A 15,398-nucleotide genomic window follows, 5' to 3' on the forward strand; every position below is an offset into this window, starting at 1 on the left:
CCCGCACGCGATGACCGCTGCCATGATGCCGCCACCCCCCGTCCGTTCCTTCGCCGAGCTCGCGCCCCTGGCGCCCGAGCTGGTGGTGGTGTTCGGCGCGTTCGCGCTGCTGATGCTCGACCTGTTCCTGGACGACCGCCGCCGCGTGGTCACCCACGCACTCGCGATCGCCACCCTGCTGGTGGCCGCGGCGATGCTCTGGTTCGACGTCGGCGGGCAGGGCACCACGCTGTCGGGCATGTTCGTGCGCGACGAGGGCGCCGACGTGCTCAAGCTCGTGCTGCTGGTGGTGAGCGCCGCGGCGATGGCCTACATCTGGCCGTTCCTGCGCGAGCGCGGGTTGTACAGGGGCGAGGTCGCGGTGCTGGTGCTGTTCGCCGTGGCCGGCATGATGCTGCTGGTCTCCGCCGGCAGCCTGACCATGGTCTACGTGGGCCTGGAACTGCTCGCGCTGTGTTCCTACGCGCTGGTGGCCACCGACCGCGACAGTCCGCTGGCCTCCGAGGCGGCGATGAAGTATTTCGTGCTCGGGTCGCTGGCCTCGGGCCTGCTGCTGTACGGCATGACCCTGGTCTACGGCGCCACCGGCACGCTGGACCTGGTGGCGATCCGCGATGCCGCATGGGGCGTGGCCGGCGAAGACCGGATCCTGCTGCTGACCGGCACCGTGTTCGTGGTGGTGGGCATCGCGTTCAAGTTCGGCGCCGCGCCGTTCCACATGTGGCTGCCCGACACCTACCACGGCGCGCCGACCCCGATCACGCTGTTCATCGGCTCGGCGCCCAAGCTGGCCGCGTTCGGCATGACCTGGCGCCTGCTGGAGGTCGCACTCGGGCCCGCGCACGAACAGACCCAGCTGCTGCTCGCGTTGCTGGCGGCGCTGTCGCTGGCGGTGGGCAACGTGTTCGCGATCGCGCAGGCGAACCTCAAGCGCATGCTCGCGTACTCGACCATCTCCCACGTCGGCTTCCTGTTCCTGGGTCTGGCGGCGGGCGGCGAGGGCGGCTACGCGGCGGCGATGTTCTACGCCATCAGCTACGCGATCATGTCGGTGGCGGCATTCGGCGCGATCGTGATGCTGTCGCGGCGCGGGTTCGAGGCCGACCGGATCGAGGACTTCCGCGGCCTGGCCGCGCGCAGTCCCTGGATCGCCGGGCTGGTCCTGCTGGTGATGGCATCACTGGCCGGCGTGCCGCCGCTGCTGGGCTTCTGGGCCAAGCTGGCGGTACTGCGCGCGGCGCTCGAGGGCGACCTGCTGTGGCTGGCGATCGTCGGCATCGTGTTCGCGGTCATCGGCGCGTTCTACTACCTGCGCGTGATCAAGGTGATGTACTTCGAGCAGCCCGCCGGCGAGCCGATCACGATCCGCGGTGGCGCCCTGCAGGCCGTGTTCGCGGTCAACGCACTGGCGCTGCTGGGGCTGGGCCTGTTCTGGAGCCCCATCATGGCCTGGTGCCAGCAGGCGTTCGCCTGAGCGCAGTCCCGCGCGGTTCAGCCCGGGGAACCCCCCGGGCTTGTCAAAAGCCCCGCGCATCTTCATAATTCCGCGTCTGCTGCGGGGTGGAGCAGTCTGGCAGCTCGTCGGGCTCATAACCCGAAGGTCGCAGGTTCAAATCCTGCCCCCGCTACCAGTTTCATCGGGTCGTCGAAGGCGTTGAGGCCTTCCACGGATGCCGGGGAACCGGGCTCATCGAGGTGGCTGCTCGCCTCGATGCCGAAATCCGGCCGCATGGCCGGACATTCAGGACAAGGGGCCCAATGGGCCCCTTGTTGTTTTCGAAGATTGTCGAACGCGCAACGGACGAGGACGTGACGGACAAGGCGACACAGCTCTCGACACTGCTCGCGCCCACGGTGGAATCGCTGGGCCTGCAGCTGCTGGGCATCGAGTACCTGCCCGCACCGGGCGGCTCGGTCGTGCGCCTGTACCTGGACGTGCCGGATGGCGAGGTCGAGACGCGGCACGTGACGATCGAGGATTGCGAGGCGGTGAGCCGCGAGGTCTCGGCCCGGCTCGACGTCGAGGATCCGATCTCCGGCAACTACACGCTGGAGGTGTCCTCGCCCGGCGTCGACCGGCCGCTGTTCGCCGCGGCGCAATTCTCGCGCTTCACCGGCGAGCGGGCCAAGGTCGGGCTGAAGCTGCCGCAGGACGGGCGTCGCCGGCTCACCGGCACGATCGTGTCGGTGGACGAGGCCGCGATCACGTTCGACGTCGACGGGCAGCCGATCGTGGTGGCCGTCGACAACATCGACAAGGCGCGGCTGGTGCCGGACTGGGCCGCGCTGGGCTTCGCGCCGGCGCGTGATCTGCCCGGGGGCGACGCACGCCCGGGCAAACCCGGCCGCAAGGCGCGTTCGGGCGGGTCGCGGGAAGGCTGAGTATTTCAGGCATCGCCTCCGCCTGCAGGGGGAGCGCGCAGCCAACGGGAGCCGGGCGGAAGTCCGGCGCTATCGAACACGGATCAAGCCGGTTTTCGAATAAGGTCTGACAGAGATGAGCAAAGAGTTGTTGCTGGTGGTGGACGCGGTCGCGAACGAGAAGGGCGTCCCGGAATCCGTGATCCTCGAAGCGATCGAGGCCGCGCTGGCCACGGCCGCCAAGAAGCGGTACGTGGACCAGGACGTGCTGACGCGCGTGGCGATCGATGCGAAGGACGGCAGCTACGAAACGTTCCGCCGCTGGGAAGTGGTGGCCGACGACGTGGTGATGGAATCGCCCGACCGCCAGATCCGCATGATGGACGCGGTCGACGAGGTCGAGGGCGTCGAGGTCGGCGACTACATCGAGGAGCAGATCGAGAACGTCGATTTCGGCCGCATCGCCGCCCAGGCCGCCAAGCAGGTGATCGTGCAGCGGGTGCGCGAGGCCGAGCGCCAGCAGGTGGTCGACGCCTGGAAGGATCGCATCGGTGAACTGGTGACGGGCGTGGTCAAGCGCGTCGAGCGCGGCAACGTCTACGTCGACCTCGGTGGCAATGCCGAGGCGTTCATTCCCAAGGACAAGGCGATCCCGCGCGACATCGTGCGCGCCGGAGACCGCATCCGCGGCTATCTCTACGACGTGCGCAGCGAGCCGCGTGGCCCGCAGCTGTTCATCAGCCGCGCCGCTCCGGAATTCATGATGGAACTGTTCAAGCTCGAGGTGCCGGAAGTCGGCCAGGGCCTGGTCGAGATCAAGGCCTGCGCGCGCGATCCGGGCGACCGCGCCAAGATCGCCGTGATCGCCTACGACAACCGCACCGATCCGATCGGCGCCTGCATCGGCATGCGCGGTTCGCGCGTGCAGGCGGTGAGCAACGAGCTCAACGGCGAGCGCGTGGACATCGTGCTGTGGTCCGACAACCCGGCCCAGTTCGTGATCAACGCCATGGCGCCAGCGGAGGTGCAGTCGATCGTCGTCGACGAGGACAAGCATTCGATGGACCTCGCCGTGGCCGAGGACAAGCTGGCGCAGGCGATCGGCAAGGGTGGCCAGAACGTGCGCCTGGCCAGCCGCCTGTCGGGCTGGCAGCTCAACGTGATGACCCAGGACCAGGTCGCGGCGAAGTCGGAGGCCGAGCAGGCCGCCGCGCGCGCGCTGTTCCAGGAGAAGCTCGAAGTCGACGAGGAAATCGCCGGCATCCTGGTCGCCGAGGGCTTCAACACGGTCGAGGAAATCGCCTACGTGCCGGTCGGCGAACTGCTGGCGGTGGAGGGCTTCGACGAGGACATCGTCGAGGAGCTGCGCGCCCGCGCCCGCGACGCGCTGCTCAACGACGCGCTGGCGGTGGAAGAGGAGCTGGACGAGCACGCCCCGGCAGAGGACCTGCTCGCGATCGAGGGCATGGACGACGAGACCGCGTACGCGCTGGCCTCGCACGGGGTGCGCACCAGCGAGGACCTGTCCGACCTGGGTGCGGACGAGGTGGTCGAATTCGGCATCGAGGGACTCGACGGGGAACGCGCCGCGGCGCTGATCCTGGCGGCCCGCGCCGAGGAGATCGCACGCCTGGAGCGCGGCGAATGACCCCGCGATGAACGCCGCCCTGCGCCGCTCAGGGCTTAGAATCAGCGCTTCCCTTGCTCTGCGCGAGGGGGCGCCACACAGAGCATAGGATCCGAATGTCGCAACAAACCACCATCCGCAAGCTTGCCGCCCTGGTCAACACGCCGGTGGAGAAGCTGCTCGAGCAGTTGTCCGAAGCGGGCATGGCATTCAGCGACCCCGACCAGGTCGTCACCAGCACCGAGAAGGTCAAGCTGCTCGGCTTCCTGCGCCGGACCCACGGCAAGGCGGAGAAGCCGGCCGAAGATCCGGACGCGCCCAAGAAGATCACGCTCAACCGCACGCGCAAGCAGGAAATCACTGTCGGCGGCGGCAAGAACCGCGCCACGGTCGACGTCGTCGTGCGCAAGAAGGTGACCCTGGTCAAGCCGAGCGAAGCCGAGCGCGCCGCGGCACCCCAGGGCCCGGTGAACGACGAGCAGGCCGAGATCCTGCGCAAGCTCGAGGAATCGCGCCTGCGCAACCTGTCCGAGCAGCAGCGCCTGGCCGAAGAGGACAAGCGCCGCGCCGACGAGGCTGCCGAGCGCAAGCTGCAGGCCGAAGCCGAGGCCGAACGCGCGCGCCAGGAGGCGGCGCTCGCCGCCGCGGCGCCGCCGGAGGACGAGGCCGCCGCGCGCAAGGTGGCCGGTCACGGCCACGGACACGGCCATCCGAAGCCGGCTGCTCCGCGCAGCGAGGATCGGGGACTGGGCCCGAAGCACAAGGGCAACCGCGGTTCGCACGTGATGGTGGCCGGGGTTGAGGACGACGACAGCACCGCGCGCTTCGCCGGCCAGCTGCACCTGTCGGCCTCCGAGCGCGCGCGCCGCAGCAGCACGCGCGGCAAGCCCAAGTCGCGTCGCCACGTCGAGCAGTCGCGCAGTGGCGCCGGCCCGCACGGGTTCGAGCGTCCGACCGCGCCGGTGGTGCGCGAGGTCGCGATCGGCGAGGCGATCACCGTGGCAGACCTCGCGCAGAAGCTCGCGCTCAAGGGCGGCGACGTGGTCAAGGCGCTGTTCAAGATGGGCGTCATGGCGACCATCACCCAGTCGATCGACCACGACACCGCTGTACTGGTGGTCGAGGAACTCGGTCACCGCGCCGTGGTCGCCGACAGCGACGATGCCGAGTCGGAACTGCTGGCGCATGCCGAGCAGATGCAGGGCGACAAGGTCGCCCGGCCGCCGGTGGTCACGATCATGGGTCACGTCGACCACGGCAAGACCTCGCTGCTGGACTACATCCGCCGCACCAAGGTCGCCTCGGGCGAGGCGGGCGGCATCACCCAGCACATCGGTGCGTATCACGTCGAGACCGGCAAGGGCGTCATCAGCTTTCTCGATACCCCGGGCCACGCCGCGTTCACCTCGATGCGCGCGCGCGGGGCGAAGCTGACCGACATCGTGATCCTGGTGGTCGCGGCCGACGATGGCGTGATGCCGCAGACGATCGAGGCGATCCAGCACGCGAAGGCGGCCAAGGTGCCGCTGATCGTGGCGATCAACAAGGTCGACAAGTCCGGCGCCGATCCGGAGCGGATCAAGAACGAGCTGCTCGCGCACGACATCGTCGCCGAATCGTTCGGCGGCGACACGCAGATGGTCGAACTCTCGGCCAAGACCGGCGATGGCGTCGACGAACTGCTCGATGCGATCTCGCTGCAGGCCGAGGTGCTCGAACTGCGGGCGGTGGTCGAAGGCCGCGCCAGCGGCACCGTGATCGAGTCCTCGCTGGACAAGGGCCGCGGCCCGGTCGCGACCGTACTCGTTCAGCAGGGCCTGCTGGAGAAGGGCGACTACCTGGTGTGCGGCGTGCAATTCGGCCGCGTGCGTGCGCTGTTCGACGAAACCGGATCGCAGGTGCCGTCCGCCGGGCCGTCGATCCCGGTGCAGGTCCTGGGCCTGTCGGGCGTGCCCGACGCGGGCGACGACTTCGTGGTGGTCGAGGACGAGCGCCTGGCCAAGGAAGTCGCGCAGCAGCGCGAGGCCAAGCGTCGCGAAATGCGGCTGGTGCAGGCCGCCGGCAACCGCATGGAGGACATCATGGCCCAGATGGGTCAGGGTGAGGCCCAGCAGCAGCTCAACCTGGTCATCAAGGCCGACGTGCAGGGTTCGGTGGAAGCGCTGCGCCAGGCGCTGACCGCCCTGTCCAACGACCAGATCCGGATCAACGTGATCGTCTCGGGCGTGGGCGGCATCACCGAATCCGATGCCAACGCCGCGGCGACCGCGAAAGCCACGATCATCGGCTTCAACGTGCGCGCCGACGCGTCCGCGCGCCGGATCATCGAGAACAGCAGCCTGGACCTGCGCTACTTCTCGATCATCTACGACGTGATCGACCAGGTGAAGCAGGTGGCGTCCGGCCTGCTGGGCGTGGAGATCCGCGAGGAGATCATCGGCATCGCCGAGGTCCGCGACGTGTTCCGCAGTTCGAAGTTCGGCGCCGTCGCCGGCAGCATGGTGGTGGAGGGCGTGGTCAAGCGCTCCAAGCCGATCCGCGTGCTGCGCGACAACACGGTGGTGTTCGAGGGCGAACTGGAATCGCTGCGCCGCTTCAAGGAGAACGTCGACGAGGTGCGCAGCGGCACCGAGTGCGGCATCGCGGTGAAGGCCTACAACGACGTGCAGCCGGGCGACCAGATCGAGTGCTTCGAGCGGATCGAGGTGCAGCGCACGCTGTAGGGCCGCGATGGCCGGTGCGGGATCCGCGATCCGCCGAGGCGGGGCCGCGGGTTCCGGACCCCGGCCCCGGCGCCGCCGCTCGCCGACTCCCGCCCACCGACGCCCCCTCCCCGAGTAACCGACCCCGTGCCGACCAAGTCCTTCCATCGTACCGACCGCGTGTCCGCCCAGCTGCGCAGGGAGCTGGGTACCCTCGTGCGCGAGGCGGTGGCCGAACACGGGTTGCCTTCGGTGAGCGTGTCGGACGTGGAGGTCACGCGCGACATGGCCCACGCCAAGGTGTTCGTGACCGCGCTGCAGCCCGAACGGGCCGTGGAGGCGATGAAGGGCCTGAAGGCGGTGGCGCACGAGATCCGCTTCCGCCTGGCACGCGCGATCAAGTTGCGCCATGTGCCCGAGTTGCACTTCCACTACGACGACTCGGTCGACCGCGGCGAACGCATCGACCAGCTGCTGCGCGACCTGCCCGATGTGGGCGGCGACGACACGCCCAAGTAGGACCGGCCTCGAGCCGCGGCGACGCGGCCGCCTCGTGCACCGGTCACGCCGTTCCGCAACAGGGTGTATGGACCGTCGTGCCGGACGCGGTCGCCCGTTCGTGTCCTCCAGTACCCCGGCCAGCGCCCGCATTGCCATTCGGGCGTGCGGCGCGGCCGTCGGCACGCGCTGCGCGCCACGCCATCGTCTGCCTCGATGCCCACGGATCGCTCGCGCCTGCGACCGGCCGGGACCCACCCTACAATAACGACGATGACCGCCCGCCCACGCACGAAGTTCAGGAAGCTCGATGGCCTCCTGTTGCTCGACAAGCCGCGGGGCCTGAGCTCGAACCAGGCGCTGCAGCGCGTGCGCCATCTGTTCCGCGCCGAGAAGGCCGGACACACCGGCAGCCTCGATCCGCTGGCGACCGGTCTGTTGCCGGTCTGTTTCGGCGAGGCGACCAAGATCGCCGGCGGCCTGCTGGGCGCGCGCAAGGCCTACGACACCGTCGCCCGCCTCGGCATCGTCACCGATACCGACGACGCCGAGGGCCAGCCGCTGCGCGAACGACCGGTGCCTGCGCTGCGTATCCCTGCGATCGACGCTGCGCTGCGCGCCCTCACCGGCCACATCCTGCAGCGGCCGCCGATCTACTCGGCGCTCAAGCGCGGGGGCGAGCCGCTGTACGCGAAGGCGCGGCGGGGAGAGGTGGTCGAGGTGGACGAGCGCCCGGTCGACGTGCACGCGTTCGAACTGCAGTCCGCCGCGGACCTGCTCGACGACCTGCAGGGCGTTCCACCCCAGTTGCGCCTGCACGTCGAGTGCGGCTCCGGTACCTACGTGCGCGCCCTGGTGCGCGATCTGGGCGAAGCGCTCGGCTGCGGCGCGCACGTGGCCGAACTGCGCCGGCTGTGGGTGGACCCGTTCAGGGAGCCGCGGATGTGGACACTCGAAGAACTGAACGCGCTCGCCGGGCGGGGCGAGCGCAGCCTGCTCGCTTGTCTGCTGCCGCTGGAACACGGCATGGCCTCCTGGCCTCCCGTGGACCTGGACGCGGCCCAGGCCCACCGCCTGGGCCGCGGGCAGGCGGTGGACGGGCCGTTCCATCCACCCGGCAGCGTCGCCGTGTACGGCCCCGGCGGCCGCGCGCTCGGGCTGGGGCAGGTGGAGGACGGGCGCCTGCGCCCGCAACGGTTGTTCAGCTGGGCCTGCGCGCCGGCGCCGGCTGCAGGCTGAGCTTGTCCGCGGCGCCCGGAGCCGATACAATTTCGCGGCTTTTTTCAAGCACTTCCGAACGACCCCGGGAACGTCGCCACGCGGCGGCGTCCCGTCCATCCATGACGAACCAAGCGGTGCGCCGCGGGCGTCCACGACGCCGCGCCGCCTCTGCCGGTTTCGCGACTACGAGGCACTCCATGTCGATCGACAACAGCAAGATCATCGAAGAACACGCGCGCGGCGCCAACGACACCGGCTCGCCGGAAGTCCAGGTGGCCCTGCTCACCGCGCGAATCGTGCACCTGACCGAGCACTTCAAGACCCACAAGAAGGATCACCACAGCCGGCGCGGCCTGCTGCAGATGGTCAACCGCCGGCGCAGCCTGCTCGACTACCTGCACCGCAAGGACGCCAACCGCTACAAGGCGCTGATCGAGAAGCTCGGTCTGCGACGCTAAGTCCGGATACCACCGCGGCGCAGTGATGCGCCGCGGTTCTTTTTTGGCCGTGGTGGACGCGGCCGCCCGACCGGGGCATGGGTCCCGGCCGGTCCATCGAAAGAGTCATCAAGGAATTCCAAGTGGCAAAAGTGACCAAGAGCTTCCAGTACGGCAACCACACCGTCACCCTCGAGACCGGAGAGATCGCGCGCCAGGCCGGCGGTGCGGTGATGGTGTCGTGCGAGGGCACCGTGCTGCTCGTCAGCGCCGTGGCCAACAAGACCGCGCGCGAAGGGCAGGATTTCTTCCCGCTCACCGTGGATTACCAGGAGAAGTTCTACGCCGGTGGCCGCATCCCGGGCGGCTTCTTCAAGCGGGAAGGGCGCCAGACCGAGAAGGAAACGCTGATCTCGCGTCTGATCGATCGTCCGATCCGGCCGCTGTTCCCGGACGGTTTCCGCAACGAGGTCCAGATCATCGCCACGGTGATGTCGATGAACCCGGAAATCGACGGTGACATCCTCGCCCTGGTCGGCGCTTCCGCCGCGCTGTCGCTGTCGGGCGCGCCGTTCGACGGCCCGATCGGCGCCGCGAAGGTCGGTTACAAGGGCGGCCAGTACCTGCTCAACCCGACCGTCAGCGAGCTGAAGGAGTCGGACCTGGAACTGGTCGTCGCCGGTACCGCCAACGCGGTGCTGATGGTCGAGTCCGAAGCCAGGGAGCTGTCGGAAGACGTGATGCTGGGCGCGGTGATGTTCGGCCACCAGCACATGCAGGTCGCGATCTCCGCGATCAACGAGCTGGTCGCCGAAGCCGGCAAGCCGAAGTGGGAGTGGCAGCCGCCCGCCGCGAACGAAAGCCTGGTGTCGGCGATCCGCACCGCGGTCGGCGAGCAGCTCGCCAGCGCCTTCCAGGTGCGCGACAAGCTCGAACGCCGCGACGCCATCTCCAAGGTGAAGAAGGCGATCATCGACGCGCTGAGCCCGCAGGCCGAGGCCAACGCCTGGTCCACCGGCGAGCTGTCGAAGGAGTTCGGCGAGCAGGAATACCAGACGATGCGCGACTCGGTCCTCAAGACCAAGGTCCGCATCGACGGCCGCGCGCTGGACACGGTGCGCCCGATCGCCTCGAAGGTCGGCATCCTGCCGCGCGTGCACGGCTCGTCGCTGTTCACCCGCGGCGAGACCCAGGCGATCGTCGCGGTCACGCTGGGCACCGCCCGCGACGGCCAGATCATCGATGCGGTCGCCGGCGAGTACAAGGAGCACTTCCTGTTCCACTACAACTTCCCCCCGTACTCGGTGGGTGAAGCCGGCCGCATGATGGGCCCGAAGCGCCGCGAGATCGGCCATGGCCGCCTCGCCAAGCGCGGCGTGCTCGCCGTGATGCCGACGATGGAGGAGTTCCCGTACACGATCCGCGTGGTCTCCGAGATCACCGAGTCCAACGGCTCCTCGTCGATGGCGTCGGTGTGCGGTTCGTCGCTGGCGCTGATGGACGCGGGCGTGCCGATCAAGGCGCCGGTGGCCGGCATCGCGATGGGCCTGGTGAAGGAAGGCGACGAGTTCGTCGTGCTGTCCGACATCCTCGGCGACGAGGATCACCTCGGCGACATGGACTTCAAGGTCGCCGGTACCGAGAACGGCATCTCCGCCCTGCAGATGGACATCAAGATCCAGGGCATCACCGAGGAGATCATGAAGGTCGCGCTGGCCCAGGCCAAGCAGGGCCGACTGCACATCCTCAAGGAAATGGCCAATGCGCTGACCGCGCCGCGCGCCGAACTGAGCGAGTTCGCGCCGCGCCTGATCACGATCAAGATCCACCCCGACAAGATCCGCGAAGTGATCGGCAAGGGCGGCTCGGTGATCCAGGCGATCACCAAGGAGACCGGCACCCAGATCGACATCCAGGACGACGGCACGATCACCATCGCGTCGGTCAACGCCGTCGCCGGCCAGGCCGCCAAGGACCGGATCGAGCAGATCACCTCAGACGTCGAGCCGGGCCGGATCTACGAGGGCAAGGTCGCCAAGATCATGGACTTCGGCGCGTTCGTGACCATCTCGCCCGGAAAGGACGGGCTGGTGCACGTGTCGCAGATCTCCAACGACCGCGTCGAGAAGGTCAGCGACGTGCTCAAGGAGGGCGACGTGGTGAAGGTCAAGGTGCTGGAAGTCGACAAGCAGGGCCGCATCCGCCTGTCGATGAAGGCCATCGAGGAAGGCGAGGGCACCCCGGCCGACTGAGGCACGACGGTCATTCGCTGAAAGAAGAGAGCGGGCTCCGGCCCGCTCTTTTTTTGTCTGCGGATTCCGGTCACCGGTCCCGACCCGCCCGCGTCGCAGAGCCGTCGTGCCCCGAGCGGGCCCATCGAAGTGGCATGCATCGGTGTCCGCCGGGCCGGGTCATGACGCCGCGGGAGTGGCGACTGAAGAGGACCGCACGCGGGTCGGGACAGGGGCGGGCGGCCCGCCCCTGAAGGTGCCGCTACAGCCGATGTTGCTGCATCAGCCGGAACAGCTTCAGGCGCAACCGCAGCAGGGGCTGCGAGAGGCGGCTGGGCATGCGCACGGTGCCGCGGCGATGGCGGATCGGGCCGGCGGCCATCGGAACGCTGCCGCCAGTGTTCTGCGACGCGGACGGCGCCGTGGTGCGCAGGTTGCGCAGCGCCGGCTGCGACATCTGCCGCGCGGGTTCCGGGGCCGCGGCCGCAGCGCCGGCGGCCGCGAACATGCCGAGCGGACTGTAGCCCGTATAGCCCGGGAACACGTCGGCGGTGCGGGTATGGCCCATGCGCGACTGCAGCAGCTCGGTGAATACGCGCCGGAAGTCGGTGGTCACCGGCACGTCGCCGAAATACGGCGAGAGGATTTCCGGGTTGAGCCCGGGCCAGTTGCCGTAGAAGCGTCGGCCCGCGACCGGGCCACCCAGAACCAGCAGCGGATTGCCGTAGCCATGGTCGGTGCCGCCACTGCCGTTCTCGCGCACGCGGCGGCCGAACTCGGACTGCACCACCACAGTGACCCTGGCCATCTCGCCAGTCGCCTTGAGCTCACCATAGAACGCCGCCAGGGCCTGCGACAGTTCGCCGACGCGGCCGTGGAAATAGCCACCGCCACCGTTGCCCTGGCCCTCGTGCGTGTCCCAGCCGCCGAGGTCGACCGCGGCGTAGCGCAGCCCGAGGTTGAAGCGGATCGACTGCGCCACCGTCCACAGCTGACGGGCGAAGGTCGAGGTGGGCCAGGAGGCGGGCAGGGTGGACGTGTAGGGCTGCTGCGCGACCGTACGCAGCGCTCCTTCCGCAGCCCGGCCGCTGTGCTCGAGGCCGACATTGCCCTGCCACATGCTGGCCAGCGTCTCGTTGACCCCCTTGTAGCCGGTCGGCGAGCCGTCCCGCGCGCGTTGCCAGGCCCAGGACCCGGAGTTCAGCTCGAAGTCGGTCGGACTGCCCATGGTCAGCGCTTGGGTGGCGCCGAGCAGGTTGGCAGGCATGCGGCTGTTGACCGCCAACGCAGGCATGATCGTCGAAGACGACGCACCGGGTTGGGTGCCCCATGCACGCGCGACCCATCCGGTGCCGTTGCCCTTGTTGCCCGGGGTGCCGAAGTCGAGGTATTGCTGGGCATCGAAATGGCTGCGCGTGACCGTGGTCTGCATGCCGCAGCAGTGCACGACCGCGAGCTTGCCGTCGACCCAGACGTCGCGCAGGCCGGTGGCGGCCGCGTGCAGGCCGAATCCGGTCGCGCTGCCGTTGGCCAGCGTGAGCGGCAGGGCTGCATTATCGCCGCTGAGCGGCACCCGGAGGTCGGGCCGGGCTTCCTCGTAGAAGCTGCGGTCGTTGCCCGACACGGGCAGCACGAGGTTGAGTCCGTCGATGCCTCCACGCAGGAATACGTGGACGATCGTGTCGTAGCTGTTGACCGCCGCTTCGGCCGGGCTGGCGAAGAACAGCGCGGGACCGGCCGCACCGACGGCGGCCGTCGCGCAGCAGCCCTTCAGGAATTCACGGCGATCGAGTTCGATCCTGCTCATGGTCTCGTCCTCAACGGCTCAGGAATTCGGGGGACATCAGGATCAGCGACACCATGCTGCGGATCCGCTCTTGGTTGTAGTGCCGCTTGAGGTCGCCCTGCGCCCACGCATTGGTGTCCTCGATGACGTAGGTCGCCGGATCGCCGTTCTGGGCCAGGAAGGCGCGCAGCGCCGACACGCGCTGCGACTTGGGCATGTAGCCCAGGATCCGGCGGCACCAGAATTCGACCAGACGGTTCGCGGTCCACTGGCTGGCGGGCACGCCGGCGCGGGTGAGGTCGAGGATCGGCAGCAGCTTGCCGTCGCCGGCGACGTTGTTGGTCTCGGTCAGCCAGTTGAGCAGCTTCCAGGTCATGCCGAAGGTACTTGCGCCGGACCAGGCGGTCGCGACGTCGGGATAACCGTTCGGCGCAGGCCAGTCGTAGGGCTGGTGGCCGGTGAAGCCCATGCGCCAGTTCAGGTCGTTGCTGCGGTTCTCGTCGAAGGTGTAGGTCCACTCGCAGCCGAGCGCACGCAGCGAGGCGGCCACGGCCTCGAACGGGCGCCGCGTCTTGCGGCCCCAGCCGTGCTGTGCCTCGTCGGAGAGCAGGATGTGCCGGAGCGTACGCTTGATCTGCTCGGGGTGCTGCCAGTTGGTGCGGAACACGGCCGCGGCACTGTCGACCAGCGCCTGCGGCGGCTCGTCGGCGATGAAGCGGCGCGCCAGCTTGCGGCAGATGAACTTCGCCACCCGCGGATGGCTGGCGATGCGGTCGAGGATGTCGCGCCCGTCCTGCAGTGCCGGCCGTTCGGGATAGATGAAGGTGCCGAGCACGAACTTCGGTCCCGAATCGTGCCAGTCGGCGTGGTAGTAGAACGCGCCGTCGTCCTTGCTGGCGTGGGTGAATTCCCAGTGGTTGTTGTTGATCGTCCAGCCGGTGAACGCCGCCGCCGTCTCGTAGACGTCGATGTCGGTGTAGCCGATCGGGTAGTTGCGGTCCTCTGGGCAGGGCGGCACCTCGAACGGATCCATGAAGCCGAGGTAGTTCTCGGCGCCGAAGGTGTGCAGTTCCAGCAGCTCGCGGGCGAAATTCTCGTTCGGCCCGGAACGGCGGTTGGAACGGTTGTCGAGGTAGATCTGCATCGCCGTGCTCCTGGCCACGGCCTCGAGCATCTTGCGGAAGTTGCCGAAGGCGTTGGCGCGGATCACGTCGCGGTCGTAGTGGCCGTAGACCGGGCAGGTGTCGTAGTCGCCGAGCATGACGTTGAAATGGTCGTGCCAGAACGCGGTGGTCACCTCGAACAGCTGACGCTTCGAAAACACGGCACGCACCATGGCCTCGCGCTGCACTTCCCAGCCCGGGCGCATGCGCACCGCCCACTCCACGTCGGCGCGCACGTGCTCGGACCACTGCTGGGCGAGGGTCTTGCCGAGCGTGGTGTAGCCTGCGTTCGCCAGGCGGGTGGCGACCGCGGAATCGTCGATCGCGGAAGGGTTGAGCTGGCGGTCGACCCAGGCGGTCAGCCGCGCCGCATCGCTGCTGCCCAGCGCGTTGAGCTCGGCGATTGACGCCGGCGTGGCGCCATAACTCATGTTGTTGAGTACGCGTACCGCGAACGGTGGCTTGGCCAGCGTGAGCAGGCGGCGGCGGGACGACTTCTCGGCAGCCGGCCCGGCCATCGTCCGGGAGGATGTCGTCGCAGGGGCGGGCTGGAAACGGGGGGCGCGGGCAAGCTGGTACCGCTGGCGGTGCGCACGCTCGAGCAGTGCGCGCTCCGCCTGTGAAAGGCCTGGCGTCATGGCGATGTCCTGAAGGGGTCCCCTGGCCGCAGCGTATCGGGCACCGGGTGCCCAAGGCTGTGACTGCGCCCACAATCCGCGCTTGCCCGGTTCACGTCAATCCGCCGGGACACCGGAGGGAGGCGCCGGGTCGCCCGGGTCGGGATCGGAACCCGTTCCGGGCGTATGCCTGACCGGAGTGTCCTCCCGGCTGACTGGTGGCGCTCCGGTACCATGCGCGGCCCCGCCGTCGCACGGACCGCCCATGCCGTACACGCCCATCGCCGCCACGCTCGGCTACGTGCTTTCGCCCGACCGGCGCCGGGTGCTGATGATCCATCGCAACGCGCGTCCGGGCGACCAGCACCTAGGCAAGTACAACGGCCTGGGCGGCAAGCTCGAGGCCGACGAGGACGTGGTGTCCGGCATGCGCCGCGAGATCCGCGAGGAGGCGGGCATCGACTGCGACGAACTGCAGCTGCGCGGCACGATCAGCTGGCCCGGTTTCGGCCGCCAGGGCGAAGACTGGCTGGGCTTCCTGTTCGTGGTCACGCGCTACTCGGGCGATCCGTTCACGGCCAATGCCGAGGGCACGCTGGAATGGGTGGAGGTCGGGCGCGTGCTCGACCTGCCGCTGTGGGAGGGCGACCGCCACTTCCTGCCGCTGGTGTTCGATGACGATCCGCGCGCCTTCCACGGCGTGATGCCGTATCGCGACGGCCGCATGCAGTCCTGGCGGGTGACGCGGATCTGAT

Annotated in this window: 11 protein-coding genes and 1 tRNA gene; 10 read left to right on the plus strand and 2 right to left on the minus strand. The window is 68.9% G+C overall.

The window, feature by feature from the left end; genetic code table 11:
• The first annotated feature begins 22 nt into the window (after positions 1–22).
• The 9 genes from nuoN to pnp all read left to right on the plus strand — a co-directional run bounded on the left by nuoN (position 23) and on the right by pnp (position 11,098).
• Entirely contained in the window at positions 23–1,474 is a 1,452-nt protein-coding gene (gene nuoN, locus QFW81_RS09130; protein ID WP_280578605.1) for an NADH-quinone oxidoreductase subunit NuoN, read from the plus strand.
• An 80-nt stretch (positions 1,475–1,554) separates the two neighbouring features.
• A tRNA-Met gene (locus tag QFW81_RS09135) sits at positions 1,555–1,631 on the plus strand.
• Positions 1,632–1,809: 178 nt separating this feature from the next.
• The gene (gene rimP / locus QFW81_RS09140) at positions 1,810–2,382 is read left to right on the plus strand and encodes a ribosome maturation factor RimP (protein WP_280578606.1); all 573 of its coding nucleotides are present in this window, start codon (positions 1,810–1,812) and stop codon (positions 2,380–2,382) included.
• A 115-nt stretch (positions 2,383–2,497) separates the two neighbouring features.
• A complete protein-coding gene (gene nusA, locus QFW81_RS09145; protein ID WP_280578432.1) occupies positions 2,498–4,009 on the plus strand; it encodes a transcription termination factor NusA in 1,512 nt (503 codons plus the stop codon).
• 95 nt (positions 4,010–4,104) lie between these two features.
• Positions 4,105–6,711 (plus strand): translation initiation factor IF-2, encoded by a 2,607-nt coding sequence (gene infB, locus QFW81_RS09150; protein WP_280578433.1) that lies wholly within the window; start codon positions 4,105–4,107, stop codon positions 6,709–6,711.
• 126 nt (positions 6,712–6,837) lie between these two features.
• On the plus strand, positions 6,838–7,209 hold the full coding sequence (rbfA, locus tag QFW81_RS09155) for a 30S ribosome-binding factor RbfA (protein ID WP_280578434.1): 372 nt from the start codon (positions 6,838–6,840) through the stop codon (positions 7,207–7,209).
• A 252-nt stretch (positions 7,210–7,461) separates the two neighbouring features.
• Positions 7,462–8,427 (plus strand): tRNA pseudouridine(55) synthase TruB, encoded by a 966-nt coding sequence (gene truB, locus QFW81_RS09160; RefSeq protein ID WP_280578435.1) that lies wholly within the window; start codon positions 7,462–7,464, stop codon positions 8,425–8,427.
• 179 nt (positions 8,428–8,606) lie between these two features.
• Entirely contained in the window at positions 8,607–8,867 is a 261-nt protein-coding gene (gene rpsO, locus QFW81_RS09165; RefSeq protein WP_280578436.1) for a 30S ribosomal protein S15, read from the plus strand.
• A gap of 122 nt (positions 8,868–8,989) precedes the next feature.
• Entirely contained in the window at positions 8,990–11,098 is a 2,109-nt protein-coding gene (gene pnp, locus QFW81_RS09170) for a polyribonucleotide nucleotidyltransferase (RefSeq protein ID WP_280578437.1), read from the plus strand.
• A 241-nt stretch (positions 11,099–11,339) separates the two neighbouring features.
• On the opposite strand, the gene QFW81_RS09175 is transcribed toward pnp, so the two are convergent.
• Together QFW81_RS09175 and QFW81_RS09180 are read right to left on the minus strand one after the other, a co-directional pair.
• Positions 11,340–12,884 carry a DUF1501 domain-containing protein gene (locus tag QFW81_RS09175; RefSeq protein ID WP_280578438.1) on the minus strand — a complete coding sequence of 515 codons (1,545 nt, stop codon included), beginning with the start codon at positions 12,882–12,884 and terminating at the stop codon, positions 11,340–11,342.
• A gap of 10 nt (positions 12,885–12,894) precedes the next feature.
• Entirely contained in the window at positions 12,895–14,664 is a 1,770-nt protein-coding gene (locus tag QFW81_RS09180; protein WP_280578439.1) for a DUF1800 domain-containing protein, read from the minus strand.
• Between the two features lie 244 nt (positions 14,665–14,908).
• On the opposite strand from QFW81_RS09180, the gene QFW81_RS09185 reads away from it, so the two are divergent.
• Positions 14,909–15,397: an NUDIX hydrolase gene (locus QFW81_RS09185; RefSeq protein ID WP_280578440.1), complete on the plus strand. Its 489-nt coding sequence runs from the start codon at positions 14,909–14,911 to the stop codon at positions 15,395–15,397.
• Position 15,398 lies beyond the last annotated feature (1 nt).

Origin of the sequence: Luteimonas kalidii (genome assembly GCF_029887935.1) — a bacterium.
Taxonomy (GTDB): domain Bacteria; phylum Pseudomonadota; class Gammaproteobacteria; order Xanthomonadales; family Xanthomonadaceae; genus Luteimonas; species Luteimonas kalidii.